13 protein-coding genes are annotated in these 14,544 nt (G+C 71.9%); 7 read left to right on the top strand and 6 right to left on the bottom strand.

Annotated elements, in window-relative coordinates; genetic code table 11:
• Nucleotides 1–171: 171 nt before the first annotated feature.
• The 4 genes from ACFY1T_RS23745 to ACFY1T_RS23730 all read right to left on the bottom strand — a co-directional run bounded on the left by ACFY1T_RS23745 (nt 172) and on the right by ACFY1T_RS23730 (nt 4,685).
• Nucleotides 172–870 (bottom strand): phosphatase PAP2 family protein, encoded by a 699-nt coding sequence (locus ACFY1T_RS23745; RefSeq protein ID WP_390789950.1) that lies wholly within the window; start codon nt 868–870, stop codon nt 172–174.
• Between the two features lie 216 nt (nt 871–1,086).
• The gene (locus ACFY1T_RS23740; RefSeq protein ID WP_390790092.1) at nt 1,087–2,097 is read right to left on the bottom strand and encodes an NlpC/P60 family protein; all 1,011 of its coding nucleotides are present in this window, start codon (nt 2,095–2,097) and stop codon (nt 1,087–1,089) included.
• Between the two features lie 76 nt (nt 2,098–2,173).
• Nucleotides 2,174–3,817 carry a serine/threonine-protein kinase gene (locus ACFY1T_RS23735; RefSeq protein ID WP_390789949.1) on the bottom strand — a complete coding sequence of 548 codons (1,644 nt, stop codon included), beginning with the start codon at nt 3,815–3,817 and terminating at the stop codon, nt 2,174–2,176.
• Between the two features lie 73 nt (nt 3,818–3,890).
• Complete coding sequence (locus ACFY1T_RS23730; RefSeq protein WP_390789948.1) at nt 3,891–4,685, bottom strand: thioesterase family protein; 795 nt, start codon at nt 4,683–4,685, stop codon at nt 3,891–3,893.
• A gap of 137 nt (nt 4,686–4,822) precedes the next feature.
• On the opposite strand from ACFY1T_RS23730, the gene ACFY1T_RS23725 reads away from it, so the two are divergent.
• Nucleotides 4,823–5,623, top strand: coding sequence for a pentapeptide repeat-containing protein (locus ACFY1T_RS23725; protein ID WP_390790091.1), 801 nt, complete (start codon nt 4,823–4,825; stop codon nt 5,621–5,623).
• Nucleotides 5,624–5,686: 63 nt separating this feature from the next.
• Here the strand turns inward: ACFY1T_RS23725 and ACFY1T_RS23720 are convergent, their stop codons facing one another.
• Complete coding sequence (locus tag ACFY1T_RS23720; protein WP_390789947.1) at nt 5,687–6,382, bottom strand: hypothetical protein; 696 nt, start codon at nt 6,380–6,382, stop codon at nt 5,687–5,689.
• Between the two features lie 412 nt (nt 6,383–6,794).
• Here ACFY1T_RS23720 and ACFY1T_RS23715 point away from each other — a divergent pair, with 412 nt between their 5' ends.
• The 6 genes from ACFY1T_RS23715 to ACFY1T_RS23690 all read left to right on the top strand — a co-directional run bounded on the left by ACFY1T_RS23715 (nt 6,795) and on the right by ACFY1T_RS23690 (nt 13,858).
• Entirely contained in the window at nt 6,795–7,103 is a 309-nt protein-coding gene (locus ACFY1T_RS23715; protein ID WP_008742356.1) for a hypothetical protein, read from the top strand.
• A gap of 76 nt (nt 7,104–7,179) precedes the next feature.
• Complete coding sequence (locus ACFY1T_RS23710; RefSeq protein ID WP_390789946.1) at nt 7,180–8,025, top strand: hypothetical protein; 846 nt, start codon at nt 7,180–7,182, stop codon at nt 8,023–8,025.
• Nucleotides 8,015–9,334, top strand: a complete 1,320-nt coding sequence (locus ACFY1T_RS23705) for a hypothetical protein (RefSeq protein ID WP_390789945.1) — start codon at nt 8,015–8,017, stop codon at nt 9,332–9,334. The genes ACFY1T_RS23710 and ACFY1T_RS23705 overlap by 11 nt, the downstream gene beginning before the upstream one ends.
• Nucleotides 9,331–10,893 carry an SCO6880 family protein gene (locus tag ACFY1T_RS23700; protein WP_390789944.1) on the top strand — a complete coding sequence of 521 codons (1,563 nt, stop codon included), beginning with the start codon at nt 9,331–9,333 and terminating at the stop codon, nt 10,891–10,893. Before ACFY1T_RS23705 ends, ACFY1T_RS23700 begins: the two co-directional genes overlap by 4 nt.
• A 19-nt stretch (nt 10,894–10,912) precedes the next feature.
• Nucleotides 10,913–12,331: an ATP-binding protein gene (locus tag ACFY1T_RS23695; RefSeq protein ID WP_030858750.1), complete on the top strand. Its 1,419-nt coding sequence runs from the start codon at nt 10,913–10,915 to the stop codon at nt 12,329–12,331.
• The gene (locus ACFY1T_RS23690; RefSeq protein WP_390789943.1) at nt 12,332–13,858 is read left to right on the top strand and encodes a type VI secretion protein; all 1,527 of its coding nucleotides are present in this window, start codon (nt 12,332–12,334) and stop codon (nt 13,856–13,858) included. It abuts the gene before it with no gap.
• A 10-nt stretch (nt 13,859–13,868) separates the two neighbouring features.
• Here ACFY1T_RS23690 and ACFY1T_RS23685 read toward each other — a convergent pair whose 3' ends face one another.
• The gene (locus ACFY1T_RS23685) at nt 13,869–14,423 is read right to left on the bottom strand and encodes a GNAT family N-acetyltransferase (RefSeq protein WP_390789942.1); all 555 of its coding nucleotides are present in this window, start codon (nt 14,421–14,423) and stop codon (nt 13,869–13,871) included.
• Nucleotides 14,424–14,544 lie beyond the last annotated feature (121 nt).

Here is a 14,544-nt window from a genome sequence, read left to right as displayed (position 1 = left end):
CCCGCCGCAGGGCGGTCCGCCTGTGCTTCGGCGGAGCGGGCCTGTGCCTGCTGGCGGCCGTCCTGATCTCCGTATGGAACGCGTACGGGCACTCTTGAGGCGGGCCCGGGACACGAGGCCCGGGCCGCGAGGTCAGGCCGCGAGATCAGGCCGCACGGTCAGGCCGCGAGGTCAGGCCGCGAGGTCGCTTTCGTGCGGGGCCTGCGGCTGCCCGAGGTCCACCGGGCGCGCCAGGGCGCGCCGCTTGGCGCGGACCAGCCGGCCGGCGCGCGGCGAGCGGGCCACCGCCCGCACCACCGGGGTCAGCAGCGCCATCGCGAGCGGGGCGGGCAGCAGGACGACGGCGGTGCCGAGCGCGAAGCCGCCGATGACGTCGGTGGGGTAGTGGACGCCGAGGTACACCCGGGACAGGCCCTCGGCGAGGGCCAGCCCGATCCCGATGAGCCCGAGCCTGCGGTTGGCGATGAACAGGCCGACGCCCAGCGCCATCGCGAGGCCGGCGTGGCCGCTGACGAAGGAGAAGTCGCCGGGTCCGGGGTACGGGGCGAGCACGTCCAGCCCGTTGTGCGCGACGGACGGCCGCGGCCGGGCCACGAACGCGCGCAGCGGGACGTTCACGAGGAGGACGAGGGCGGCGGCGAGCGGGGCCCACACGAGGGCGGCGAACGACTCGGCGGCCGTGACGTCGTCCTGCCGGCGCGTACCGTGCCAGCACCACAGGAAGAGCAGCACCAGGGCCAGCGGGATCCCGTACGAGCCGACGAGTGCGACGGCCCGGTCGACGGCGGCCGGGGCGTGCCGCGCCAGTCCGTTGATGTCGTACAGCAGGCTGACGTCCACGTTCGGCCCACCGTTTGTGAGTCCAGCCATGGCGATACGGCCCCTTAGCCCTTGCTCGGTTCCCCTCGGGCGCACGGCGGTGTGCGCCCCTGAACCCCCCCGTTGATCAAGCCTGCGTCCATGGAACGCCCGTTCTGAACGCCACGTTCCACTCTCCACGAAATGATCACGGCAACGTTATCGAAGAGAGACTCGTCGTCGCAGCTCAGGGCCTCGGGTTGACTCAGCGTGGCAAGGGCGGCGGGGTCAGGAGGACTTGGCGTCGGCGCCGCGGTCGGGCAGGGCCGCGGCCCCGTCCTTGGTGACACGCGTCGCGCCGAAGTAGTCCGGCGTGTCGATCTTGTCGAAGCGGATCACGGCGCCGGTGTACGGGGCGTTGATCATGTATCCGCCGCCCACGTAGAGGCCGACGTGGTGGATCGCCCGGGAGTTCGTCAGATCGTCGGAGAAGAACACCAGGTCTCCGGGGAGCAGTTCCTCGCGCGAGGGATGCGGACCGGCGTTGTACTGGTCGTTGGCCACGCGCGGCAGCTCGATCCCCACCGACTCGTACGCGGCCTTGGTCAGCCCGGAGCAGTCGAACCGCCCGTCCTGATCGGGCGTCCCGTTCCCGCCCCACAGGTACGGCGTCCCCAACTGCTTCTGCGCGAAGTAGATGGCCCCGGCCGCCTGCTGCGAGGGCGCCACCCGCCCGACGGGCCGCTCGAAGCTCTTGGCAAGGGTCGTGATGGCCTTCACGTACCCCTGGGTCTCGTTGTACGGGGGCACGCCGCCGTACTTGATGACCGCGTACGCCCCCGCGTTGTAGGCCGCGAGCATGTTGCTCGTCGCGTCCCCCGGCACGCCCGCCACGTCCTTGGCCAGCTCGCAGTCGTACGAAGCCGCCGAGGGGATGGCGTCGTTGGGGTCCCAGATGTCGCGGTCTCCGTCACCGTCCCCGTCGATGCCGTGTCCGGCCCAGGTACCCGGGATGAATTGCGCGATGCCGCGTGCGTCGGCCGGGCTGACGGCGTTCGGATTCCAGCCGCTCTCCGAGTACAGCTGGGCGGCCAGCAGCGCCGGGGTCATGGCCGGGCACAGCGTGCCCCACTTCTGCACCAGGTTCTGGTACTTCGCGGGTACGGCCCCCTTGGCCAACCCGAGGGCACGCCCCCCGGCCGACCCTACTCCGGCGAGGCCGGCCGCGGCCGAGTACGTCCCCACCACGATGAGCACGAGGAAGCTCAGACACAATCCGATCCCGATCCCGCCTGCCATCCAGAATCTGCGCACCCGTCAACACTCCCCCATCCCCGTCGCTTTCACGTGCGATTCGCCCGTGTCACCCGCTCCACTACCTCGCTTGGAAGCCCGTGCAGTGGATGCTCGCGTACTTCGCAGGGTCATCCTCGACGTGGTAGAAGACCACCGTCCAGTCCCCCGGATCGTTGGCCAGGGGCACGCCGGGGCGCGTGTTTCCGTTGACGTGCTCCGCGAAGTCGTCCGGGTACGTGAGCGTCAGGAACTCACCCGTGTTCCATTTCCCGTAGATGTCGATCGGCTTGCTGGTGAAGCCCACCGCCCGGTTGTCCATGGGGAAGGGCTTCCCGGTCGCTGGATCAAGGTCGTGCGGAGACCTGACCGCCACCGACACGTAGTAGGGATCGGGTTTGGTCGGGCTGTTCTCGGCGTACTTGACGCGCATGCTGATGGTCACCGACTTCCCCGATACCTCGGCACCGGTCTGCAGGTCCGCACCGGGCCCCTTCTGCTCCACCCCGATGTTGCACGCGCCGGTGCCGTGAGCGGCGCGTTCGGGATCGGTGGAGGGCAGCCAGAAGTAGTGCGAGATCTGGTTGCCCTCGATGTACTCGGCGGGCGGCTTGGCGGCGACGCCCTGCGACGCCGAGGGCGCGGCGGCGCCGTCCCGGCCCTCTCCCCGCCCCTTGGCCTGCGCGCCGTTCCCGTCGATCGGAAGCAGCTTCCACGCGGCCAGGGACAGCGCCGCCACCACCGCCACCGCCGCGGCGGCCCACGCCGTACGCCGCCCCGCGCCCCGCGCCGCCGCCGGCGGCGGGGTGTACTGCGTCGGCGTGTAGCCGGTCGGCAGGCCCGGCCCCTGCGTGCGCATCTCGTGCACCGGCACCGCCTCGCCCAGCGCCCCCAGCCCCGGGTACACGGGGTCGTCGACCAGCGCGTCCCGCACCCCGCACCGGGCGATCACCTCCGCCGGCCCCGGCCGCGCCGCCGGGTCCTTCGCCACGCACGCCTCGATCAGCGCCGCCAGCCCCGGCTCCACCCCGGCCACGTCGATCGGCTCGTGCACCGCCCGGTAGCCCACCGTCGCCGCCACGCCCGTACCGAACGGCGGCCGCCCGGTCGCCGCGTACGCGAGCGTCGCGCCCAGCGCGAAGACGTCCGCGGCGGCCCCGGCCTCGGCGCCCAGCAGCACCTCCGGTGCCGTGTACCCCGGCGTACCCGGCGCCTGCCCGTCCTGGGTGAGGGCCGTCTCCCCGACCCCCCGCGCGATGCCGAAGTCGATCAGCTGCGGACCCTGCGCGCCCAGGATGACGTTCTGCGGCTTGAGGTCCCGGTGGGTCACCCCGTACGCGTGGACGCTCGCCAGCCCCTCCGCGAGGGCCGCGAACAGCCGCAGGCAGGTCGGCGCGGGCAAACCGCCGCGCTCCGCAACGGCATGACCCAGCGTCGGCCCCGCCACGTACTCCGTCGCCAGCCAGAACGGCGGCGCCGCCAGCGAAGCGTCGATCAGGTTCGCCGTGTACGCCGACCGCACCGCCCGTACGGTCTCGGCCTCGCGCCGGAAGCGGGCGAGGGCCTCCGGATGCCCGGTGATCTCGTCCCGGATCACCTTCACGGCCACCAGGCGGCCGCCGGGCGAGCGCCCGAGGTACACCTGCCCCATCCCTCCGGCACCGAGCCGGGCCAGCAGGGCGTGCGCCCCGATACGGGCGGGATCGACGTCTCTCAGAGCCTCCACCGGCACGAGCCTGCCACACCGACTCCCCTGCGGAGCGGGCGGGTTGACCAGGACCGGGGGTCAGGAACGGGGGTCAGGAACGGGGCGCGACGAACAGGCTCTGGGCGCTCCGCCCGATGGGCCCCTTCTCGTCGTGCAGCCGGGCGTCCGCCAGCCCGATCCCGCCCGCGTCCACGCTCGTGGCGGCCTCCACGCAGGCCCACTCGCCCACCGGGTGGCGGTGCAGGTGCACGGTCAGGTCGCCGTTGACGAACACGTACCGGCCGAAGTCCATCACCGAACTGATCCCGTTGCCCGAATCGGCGGCGACCAGCACCCGGTCCAGCGGCCGGGTCTCCTCCCCGGCGATGAGCGGCACCTTCATCCGCATCCAGCAGGTGCCCGGCCCGAGCGACACGAACGCGCCCTCGGTGAACCGGGTCTCCATCGCCGAGTGGTAGCCGGTCTCCCACGGCACCGGGAAGAACGCCGTCGGCCCCACCTCCCCGGGCGGCGGCAGCTGCGGCCCCGGCGCCACGCCCGGTACGGCCTCCCCGGCCACCCGGATCCGCAGCGCCCGCGCGAGCATCACCGGCGCGGCCCCGGCCGGGGCGAGGGCGGCCTCGACCACCTCGGTGCCGCGTCCGGCCCGGAGCACCGAGGTGGTGACCTCCAGCGGCCCGATCGGCACCGGCCGCAGGATGTCGTACGTGATCCTCGCGATCCGCATGTCCGAGCGGGCGCCCTCCCGCTCCTCCACGGCCCGGCCGAGCAGCGCGGCCGGCGGCCCGGCGTGCTGCGAGCCCGGATCCCACGGCCCGCGCGTGTACTCGGTGGCCAGGAACCGCCCGGCACCGACCCGCTCGAAGAACGCCTCGGAGATCGACATGGCGCAGACGCTACCGACAGGTAACCCGACCCGCCAGACCCCCGCCCCCGACCGGTCACAATGGAGGGGTGTCCGCCAACCCCGCCACCCCCGCACCCGCCGACCCCACCCCGCCCGCGCTCCCCGCACCGCCCGCGCTGCCCGTCCTGCAAGCAGACTGCTCCAACTGCTTCGCGCTGTGCTGCGTCGCGCTGCCCTTCGCCAAGTCCAACGACTTCGCCGTGAACAAGGCCGCCGGAACCCCCTGCAAGAACCTCCGGGAGGACTTCCGCTGCGGCATCCACACCCGCCTGCGCGACAAGGGCTTCCAGGGCTGCACCGTCTTCGACTGCTTCGGCGCGGGCCAGCAGGTCTCCCAGGTGACCTTCGGCGGCCGTGACTGGCGCACGCACCCCGGCACGGCCGGCGCGATGTACGAGGTCTTCCCGGTACTGCGGCAACTGCACGAACTGCTCTTCTACGTCACCGGGGCCCTCGCCCTCCCGGCCGCCGCCCCGGTCCACGCGGACCTGCGCAGCGCGCAGGCCGAGACCGTCCGGTGGACCGCGGCCGACGCGGACGCCCTCACCGCCCTGGACGTCGGCGCCCTGCGCGGGCGCGTCAACACCCTCCTCCTGCGCGCCAGCGAACTGGCCCGCGCCAACGCCCCCGCCCGCAAGAAGAACCACCGCGGCGCCGACCTCATGGGCGCCCGCCTCGCCGGCGCCGACCTGCGCGGCGCCAACCTCCGCGGCGCCTACCTCATCGCCGCGAACCTCCGCGGCGCCGACCTGCGCCTCGCCGACCTCATCGGCGCCGACTTCCGCGACGCCGACCTGCGCGGGGCGGACCTGCGCGACGCCCTCTTCCTGACCCAGCCCCAGCTGGGCGCGGCCCGGGGCGACGCCGCGACCAAGATCCCCTCGACCTTGGCCCGGCCCGCCCACTGGTCCGCGTAAACGGCACCGTCACCGGCGCCCACTCACCCGGTCACCCGGTCACCCGGTCACCCGGTCACCCGGTCAAGGCCGGATGATCGCCGTCCAGCCCGACGGGCAGCTCAGCACGGCCGACGGCGTGTACGTGCACTGGTTCTCGAACACGTCGCCCGTGGTCGTCAGCACCTTCACGTACACCGTGTAGCCCACGGTGTTGACCGCGACCCCGCACGCGTTGCGCGGGTGACCCGGGTTCAGCTGGGTCGTGAGGTCCCTCCAGGTGTACGGACCGACCGGCGTGTTCGTCTCCCGCGCTCCCAGGGAGGTCCGCCCCCGGTGCAGCACGGCGCTGAACTCCGTGTCGCTCTGCCCCAGGGCCGTGTCGATGTCCTCGCACGGCCCGTGCGGCCCGGTCTGGCCCCGGTCGCCCTTCGGACCCCTGTCACCCTTGGGCCCCTGCGGCCCGCGGTCACCCTTCGGACCCTTGTCACCCTTGGGCCCCTGGGGACCCCGGTCGCCCTTCGGCCCGCACGCGTTCGCCGGCTTGGCCGCCTTCCTGGCCTTCGCGGCCTTGGCCGCCTTGCCGGGAGCCTTCGCCGGCAGCGTCCTCGCGTCCGGCTCAGGGCACTTGGCACTGCTCCAGCCGGGCGCGACCGCCGCACCCGTTCCCTGAGCCGCGGCCATCGCCGGAACCGAGCTGCCCGCGAGCGCGATCACCAGCGGAACTGCGAACCCTGCGGCCAGCCATGCACGCCGACCGAATTGCACTGCGGAACCCATTGACCCACTCCTAGCGTCGTCTCAGCGTCTACCCGACGGCCTGGAGCATCTCCCGCAACCCGGGACAAAGATCGAACGACTGACGGAATGTCGGACGAACGTCATCGGCTCGGCCCAACGACACGCCCGCACACTGCGCCGAACGGCGGCCACCCGAGCGGCCGCGCGCACGCCGAGAGGGCAATCATTGCCCGGGGTCACCCCCCGTGATACACAGAGTGACCATGTGTTCTCCCGCGCACCCGCCACCCGTGCCCAGGTCAGAGCGCACGGACGGGTCGAAGGCCGGGAGATCGGGTAAAGAGAGGCGTCAAGTCGACGTACGACGCCGGTTTCATCAGCGAAGATAGTGCGTGACCCCTGCCGTCGGGCACGGGCTACCGGAACTACCCATACAGGGGCGGTGAGTTACATGATCCTGGCAGCCGAAAAGGGCGACATCACCACCATCATCGGCGGAATCGCCCCGAACTGGGGGCCGTTCGGCAGTCTCGGCAATGAAGCGAAGGTCATGATCGAGGTGGTCATGGCCGTCGCGATCCTCCTCTGCCTCGGCATCGCCATCTGGGGCGCGGCCAAGCAGCGCATCGGCGCGACCGCCCTGCGCGACACCTTCAGCGCGGAGCAAGGCAAGGGCCTGATCGTCGCCGGCCTGACCGGCGTGTTCATCATCGGCTCACTCGGCACCCTCTTCACCATCGTCTACGGAATGGCCGTCTAGCCGGGCCGCCCACCGGCTGCCGGACCTGAAGACAACCAGCGCTACCGTCGTACGAGGCGGAGGGGGCGGACACGGAATGAGCAACGACGACCAGTACGGCGGCGGCGCCGGCGGCAGCGGGTACGGCGAAGTCGGCGGCACGGGCCAGACCCGCACCCGCCTCCCGGACTCGGCCTCCGACCCGTACGGCACCGCGCCCCGCCGCACCCCCCGCGCCTCGCGCGGCCTGGTCACGGTGGTCGGCGTGGTGGTCCTCCTGATCGCCGCGATCGCCTTCGCCAACCAGTCCGGAGACACCCCCGAAACCCCGGCCGCCCAATCCCCCCCGGCAGCCACCTCCACGGAAGCAACGGGCACCCGCCCGGTGGACGGCAAGAACGGCGGAATCCCCTCGGGCTTCGCCCAAACCGAACAGGGCGCCCAGTCCGCCGGCTCGAACTACGCCGTCGTGCTGGGCTCTGACGGCATGTTCAACACCACACGCAGACACGCCATCGTGGACGCCGTGGCCGACACCAGCACGCGGGCGAAGCTCCAGGCCGGGTTCGACGCCGACTACTCGGCCGGTCTGCTGTCCCAGATCGGTCTGACCAAGGACGGCACCGCCCCGGCGGGCTTCACCTTCGTCAGCCGGACCGTCCCGGTGGGATCCAAGGTCAAGAACTTCGCCAACGGCACCGCCTCGGTGGACGTGTGGTGCGTCGGCCTGTTCGGGCTGACCGGCGAGAAGTCCACCCGCCCCGTGACCAACGGCTGGTTCACCCTCTCCCTCAACCTCAAGTGGAACGGGTCCGACTGGAGGGTCCTCGAGACCAGCCAGAAGACCGGTCCCACCCCGGTCACCGGCGACAACCCCGTGTCCACCTCCGACGAGATCGGCAAGGCCGTCACCGAATTCGGAGGGTTCACCTATGCCCGCTAACCGCAGGCCCTCGATCCGCCGCATCAGCGCCAGCGCAGCCGCCGTACAGGCCGCCGTCATCCTCCTCGCCGCGCGTGCGACGGCCGACCCGACGCCCACGCCCACGCCCACGCCGGGCACCAGCAACGACCCCTGTGCGCTGATCGCGGGGCCTGCCCGGGACTACTGCGAGCGCGGCAGCGGCGCCGCAGGCGCCCCCCGCACGGGCCTCGCCCCCAACGACCCGGCCGATGCCCTCAACCCCCTCGCCTCCCTCGCCAAGGGCTGCGCCGACGCCGCGGCCTGGATCGTCACCGAGCTCAGCAAAGCGGTCAACGGCACGGCCAACGTCGACTTCACCAACGGCGCCTTCCTCAAGCAGTACGCCGTCGTCTTCGCCGCCTCCACGATCCTCACGCTCGTGCTCTGGCTCTTCGCGGTCGCCAAGCGCGCCATCCGCGGCGTCCCCCTCACCACCGCCATCTCCGAAGCCGTCGGCTTCCTCTGGCTCACCGTCCTCGCCTCCGCCTTCACCCCCCTGATCCTCTACACCGTCGTCTCCGCGACCGACGGCGTCACGGAAGTCATCGCATCGGCGAGCGGCGGCCAGACCGACGTCTTCTTCGGCTCCTTCATCGAGGCCCTCAAGAAGGGCGACTCCATCGGCGGCGGCCCGATCATGCTGATCGTCGTCTCCCTCGTCACCGTCCTCGCCGCCGGCGTCCTCTTCCTCGAGCTCTTCATCCGGGCCGCCCTCCTCTACGTGGGCGCCCTCCTCGGCGTCGTCGTCTACGCCGGACTCGTCGACCGGAACCTCTGGGGCCACGTCCGCCGCTGGGCCGGCATCATGATCGCCGTCATCCTCGTGAAGCCGGTCATCGTCATCGTCCTCGGCCTCGCCGGCGCCCTCGCGGGCGAGAAGGGCCCGAACGCCTTCTCCGCCGTGGTCTCCGGCCTCGCGATCATCCTCCTGGCCATCTTCGCCTCCGCGATGATCTACCGCTTCGTACCCGGCTTCGGCGACGAGATCGCCTCCGCCCGGTCCAACCGCAGCAAGGCCACCGACGGCGCCCAGGCCGCAGCCGTCATCAGCTCCCCGGCCTCCCTCGTATCCCAGGGCATCAAGACGCACAGCAGCCGCGGCGCCCACCGCGGCGGCGGTGACGGCGGCGGCTCCAGCGCCCCCCGCCCCGCCAACCCCCTCTCCGGAGGCGTGGCCGCCCACAGCAGCCGCCCCTCCGGCGGCGCAGGCGGCGCATCCGCCCCCTCCGCCGCACCCGCGCCCCGCTCCGGATCGAGTACGAGGAACACAGGAGGTGACGGGCGTTGACGACCCAGTCACACCAGCTGCACCCGGTCGCGCCCCGCCGCACCTATCTCATCGGCCGGGCCCGGCCGAACGCGATCGTCGGCAAGAACCGCGAGAGCGGCGAGATCGCCCTGATCATCGTCGGCGCGTTCCTCGGCATGATGAGCGGCCTGCTCGTCCCCGACCTCACCCTGCGCATCGTCAGCCTCGCCGGGTTCCCCATGCTCGCGCTCGCCGCCGTCTACGTCCCGTACAAGGGCCGCACCTTCTACAAGTGGTTCGAGATCAACCGCAGCTACAAGCGCACCCTGCGCCGCGGTACGACGTACCGCTCCTCCGCCATGGAGGCCGGCGTCCGCGCCGCCGACGGCCGCGAGGTCGAGGTCGGCCCGCCCCCCGGCATCGGCCGGATCAACTGGCTCGCCGCCCCCTTCGGCCCCGACGAGATCGCCGTCCTCCTCCACGCCGACCGCAGAACCGTCACCGCCGCCATCGAGATCGAGGGCCCGGGCGTGGGCCTGCGCGACAGCGAGGACCAGGAAGCCCTCGTCGACCGCTTCGGCACCCTCCTCAAGCACGTGGCCAACGGCGACGGCTTCGTCACCCGCCTCCAGATGCTCGCCCGTACGCTCCCCGCCGACCCGGACGCCCACGCCAAGGACGTCGCCCAGCGCGGCGACGCAAGCGCCCCCGTCTGGCTGCGCGACTCGTACGACCAGCTCCAGTCGATGGTCTCCACCTCCTCCGAGCAGCACCGCGCGTACCTCGTCGCCTGCATGCACTACACGCGCGAACTCGCCGCCGAAGCCCACACCATCGCCCGCGCCGGCACCCCCCACAAGGGCCGCAAGCTCGACCGCGACGCCGGCCTCGCCATCGTCATGGCCCGCGAGCTCACCGACATCTGCGCCCGCCTCGCCGAGGCGGACATCCGCGTCCGCCAGCCCCTCGGCCAAGGCCGCCTCGCCTCCCTCGTGCACTCCATGTACGACCCGGACCACCCCATCGACCACATCCAGGCCATGACCAAGCGCAACGCCTGGCCGGCCGAACTCGACGCGGTCGAACCCACCTTCCTCCAGGCCAAGACCCGCGAGTCCTCCACCCGCGCCCCCTGGTGCCACGCCACCGCCTGGGTGAAGGAGTGGCCGATGACCCCGGTCGGCGTCAACTTCCTCGCGCCCCTCCTCGTCCACACCCCCGACGTGATCCGCACCGTCGCCGTCACCATGGATCTGGAGCCCACCGAGGTGGCCATCGAGCGCATGCTCACCGAGAAGACCAACGACGAGGCCGACGCCAGCCGCGCCGCCAAGATGAACCGCACCGTCGACCCCCGCGACATCGCCGCCCACGGCCGCCTCGACCAAAGAGGTGAAGATCTCGCCAGCGGTGCGGCAGGAGTCAACCTCGTCGGGTACATCACGGTGTCCTCGCGTTCTCCGGAGGCCCTCGCCCGCGACAAGCGCACCATCCGCGCCTCGGCGGGCAAGTCCTACCTGAAGCTGGAGTGGTGCGACCGCGAGCACCACCGCGCCTTCGTCAACACCTTGCCGTTCGCCACCGGCATCCGACGCTAGCTGGAGGGAAGTGCCGCCCATGCGAGATCCCATGTCCGCTCTGACGGACGCCTTCACCAGCTTCCTGTTCGGCAAGGTCGAGACCACGCGCCTGCCCGTACGCACCTCCACCGGGCAGGCGCAGGCCGTCTACCTGCCCACCGCCGCCCCCGGACTCGGCGACTCCGGCGTCATCATCGGCCGCGAGGTCTACAGCGGCAAGGGCTACATCTACGACCCCTTCCAGCTGTACGGCCAGCAGCTGCCGGCCCCCCACTGGCTGGTCCTCGGCGAGTCCGGCAACGGCAAGTCCGCCCTGGAGAAGACGTACGTCCTGCGCCAGCTCCGCTTCCGGGACCGCCAGGTCGTCGTCCTCGACGCCCAGGGCGAGGACGGCGTCGGCGAGTGGAACCTCATCGCCCAGCAGCTGGGGATAACCCCCATCCGCCTGGACCCCATCGCCGCCAACGACGACGGGATCCGCCTCAACCCCCTCGACCCGGCGATCACGACGACCGGCCAGCTCGCGCTGCTCCGGACCATCATCGAAGTCGCCATGGGCCACGGCCTCGACGAGCGCTCCGGCTTCGCGCTCAAGGTCGCGCACGCGTACGTCGTCGACGCGATCCGCGACCGCCAGCCGGTCCTCACGGACATCGTGGAACAGCTCCGCCACCCGGAGGCCGAGTCCGCGGAGGCCATGAACGTCGACATAGACGATGTCCGCGCCTGGGGCCTCGACGTCGCGCTCGTCCTCGACCGCCTGGTCGACGGCGACCTGCGCGGCATGTTCGACGGCCCCACGACGGTGGGCATCGACCTCGACGCCCCGCTCATCGTCTTCGACCTCTCCCACATCGACCGCAACTCGATCGCCATGCCGATCCTGATGGCGATCGTGGGCGTCTGGCTGGAACACACCTGGATCCGCCCCGACCGCAAGAAGCGCATCTTCCTGGTCGAGGAAGCCTGGCACATCATCAACAGCCCGTTCGTGGCCCAGCTGTTCCAGCGCCTGCTGAAGTTCGGCCGCCGCCTCGGCCTGTCCTTCGTGGCCGTCGTCCACCACCTGTCCGACGTGGTCGACGGGGCCGCGGCACGCGAGGCGGCAGCCATCCTCAAGATGGCCTCCACCCGCACGATCTACGCCCAGAAGGCCGACGAGGCCCGGGCGACGGGCCGGGTCCTGGGCCTGCCCCGCTGGGCGGTGGAGATCATCCCGACCCTCACGCCGGGCATCGCGGTCTGGGACGTCAACGGCAACGTGCAGGTGGTCAAACACCTCATCACGGAAGCCGAACGCCCCCTCGTCTACACCGACCGCGCCATGACGGAGTCCTCGTCCGGACCCCAGCTCCCCGACGACCTGCTCGCGGCCGAACTGGAGGCGGAGGAAAGAGCCCTCCTGATGGAACGCCACCGCAACGGCGGCCCGGGCTCGGCAACAACGGTGGCCTAAATGCACGAGGAACGGAACGCCCAAGCGGGCGGCATCCCGGACGCCCTCCTGATCGCCCTCCTGGCGTTCCTCCTGGGTCTGGCGACCCTGGTCTGGACGTCCACGGGACTGGCAGCGCTCTTCTCGAAGGGCGCCTGGCCGTCCGCGGTGACGTTCACCCGCACCCCGGGCGCGGTCCGCGCCCTGATAGCTCAGCCGCACGACATCCAGGGAGCCTGGCCGGACACGGCCCCGTCGGCCCTCTCGGGCTGGGGCCTGTTCTGGGGCCTGTTCATCAGCCAGCTCCTGATCCTGCTCGTGCTCACGATCTTCGTCATGGGCGTCGTCGCCCGTACGAGGTCCCGCCGCTCCAAGCCGGCCCCGCCGCCCGCACCGGCCGATCCGCACCCGGCGGCCCAGCCGGCCCATCCGGCCCACACGGCCCAACCGGCTTTCGATGCACGGGGGTCCGGGGACGGCATCCCCGACAGTCCCGGCCCCACGATCCCGGCCGCTCCGCACCACGCACCCGCACCGCCCGTCCCGGCTCCGGTGCCCCGTCCGGCCCCGCCGCCGTTCGAAGCCGGCGGGCACGGGGGCGGAGCCCCCGCCCAAGGCGGCGGCAACGGCACCACCGGCATGGCCTACGGCACTCCCGCCCAGCGCCACGCCCTGGCCCTCCGGGCCTTGGCGGCAGCCGAAGGCGCGGCCCTGGTCGTCACCTCCTCCCCCGCCCTCTGGGCGGAGACGAAGGACGCCCGCGCCAAACTGGGCCCGGTCCTCCTCTACGACCCCTCACACCTCTGCGACACCCCGGCCCGCATGCACTGGAACCCCGCCGACGCCTGCGCCGACCGCGATACCGCCGCCGCCCGCGCGATCGCGCTCCTGGCCCCCGTACGCCCCCAGGCCCGCATGGACGCGGCCATCGCCGATACGGCGGAAACCCTCCTGCGCAGCTGGCTGCAAGCGGTGGCCCTGGACGACCGCCCGTTCAAGCAGCTGCACCGCTGGGCCCAGGGCAACAGCGCCCAGGACCCGGTCCGCATCCTGCGTACGCACCCCCAAGCCGCCCCCGGCGCCGCCGGCGAGCTCGAGAGCGCCCTCACCGCGCACCCCGAACGCCGCGAGCAGGCGCAGCACCTGACGGCCCGTGCCCTCTCCTGCCTCACGTCGATCCACATCCGCGAGGCCTGCAACCCGAACCGAACAGATGCACTGACCCTGGCATCGTTCGTGGCCGAAGGGGGCACCCTGTACGTGGTGGGCGAATCGCTGGAAGATCCCCGTACCCACCCGGGTGCGATGCCGCTGCTCACCGCACTCGCCGCGAGCGTGGTCGAGCACGGCCGCCGCATGGCCGCACGGTCATCCCACGGCCGGCTCGACCCACCACTCGCGCTGGTGCTGGAGGACGTCGCGGCCGTGGCCCCGATCCCCCAGCTCCCGGAGCTCCTGCAGGAGGGGTCCCTTCCCCTGCTCGCCCTGTCCCGCAGCCGCGAACAGGCCCGCGCCCGCTGGCCGGAGGCGGCAGCCCTCCAGCACTAGGGGGTGTCCGCTAGGGACGCGGCAACACGTACTCGAGTTCCTTGGCGCCCGGATCCGCCGGCACCGGCAGGACTTCCCCGGTCGCCCGGAATCCGAACCGCTGGTAGAAGGCCGCGGCGCGTGCGTTCTCCTCGTGCACGAAGAGCCGTACGCGCTCCAGCGCCGGCTCCTCCAACGACCAGGCCCACTCGAGCGCGGCCGCGAAGAGCCCTTCGGTCAGCCCGGTACCGCGCTGCTCGGGACGTACGAACACACCCACCAGGTGCCCCTGGGTCTGCTCGATGGCGCGCTCGAAGAAATCGGTGCTCCCGCCCTCTTCGACGAGGACGGTCACGGAGCCGGCCCACTGCCCGTCGGGCGCTTCGGCCACGAACTGCCGCGCGTGCCGCCCGTGCGAAGCCCCCTTCGCACGGTCCTGCCAGAACTCGTCGGGCCTGGCTTCGGCCTGCTCCAGGGTTTCCAGGAAGGCCACCGGCGCCGCGGGGTCATTGAGCGCGGCGATCCGCAGCTCCTTGACCTTCTCCCACTCGCCGGCCCGCACTGCACGCATCACAAACTGATCCATGCCCCGGATCCAATCACAGGACCACCTGCCCGTAAACGCAGAAAAGCCCCGCACCATAAGGTGCGGGGCTTTCCCACAATGATTGTTCGGCGGCGTCCTACTCTCCCACAGGGTCCCCCCT

It is taken from the genome of Streptomyces sp. NPDC001194, assembly GCF_042896985.1.
Taxonomy (GTDB): Bacteria; Actinomycetota; Actinomycetes; order Streptomycetales; family Streptomycetaceae; genus Streptomyces.
This window is presented reverse-complemented; position numbering and strand designations above follow the sequence as displayed.

Coding starts and splice junctions, on each gene's coding strand:
- ACFY1T_RS23745 (WP_390789950.1), bottom strand. CDS start 870: ATGGCTGGACTCACAAACGGTGGGCCGAACGTGGACGTCAGCCTGCTG.
- ACFY1T_RS23740 (WP_390790092.1), bottom strand. CDS start 2,097: ATGGCAGGCGGGATCGGGATCGGATTGTGTCTGAGCTTCCTCGTGCTC.
- ACFY1T_RS23730 (WP_390789948.1), bottom strand. CDS start 4,685: ATGTCGATCTCCGAGGCGTTCTTCGAGCGGGTCGGTGCCGGGCGGTTC.
- ACFY1T_RS23720 (WP_390789947.1), bottom strand. CDS start 6,382: ATGGGTTCCGCAGTGCAATTCGGTCGGCGTGCATGGCTGGCCGCAGGG.
- ACFY1T_RS23715 (WP_008742356.1), top strand. CDS start 6,795: ATGATCCTGGCAGCCGAAAAGGGCGACATCACCACCATCATCGGCGGA.
- ACFY1T_RS23710 (WP_390789946.1), top strand. CDS start 7,180: ATGAGCAACGACGACCAGTACGGCGGCGGCGCCGGCGGCAGCGGGTAC.
- ACFY1T_RS23705 (WP_390789945.1), top strand. CDS start 8,015: ATGCCCGCTAACCGCAGGCCCTCGATCCGCCGCATCAGCGCCAGCGCA.
- ACFY1T_RS23695 (WP_030858750.1), top strand. CDS start 10,913: ATGCGAGATCCCATGTCCGCTCTGACGGACGCCTTCACCAGCTTCCTG.
- ACFY1T_RS23690 (WP_390789943.1), top strand. CDS start 12,332: ATGCACGAGGAACGGAACGCCCAAGCGGGCGGCATCCCGGACGCCCTC.
- ACFY1T_RS23685 (WP_390789942.1), bottom strand. CDS start 14,423: ATGGATCAGTTTGTGATGCGTGCAGTGCGGGCCGGCGAGTGGGAGAAG.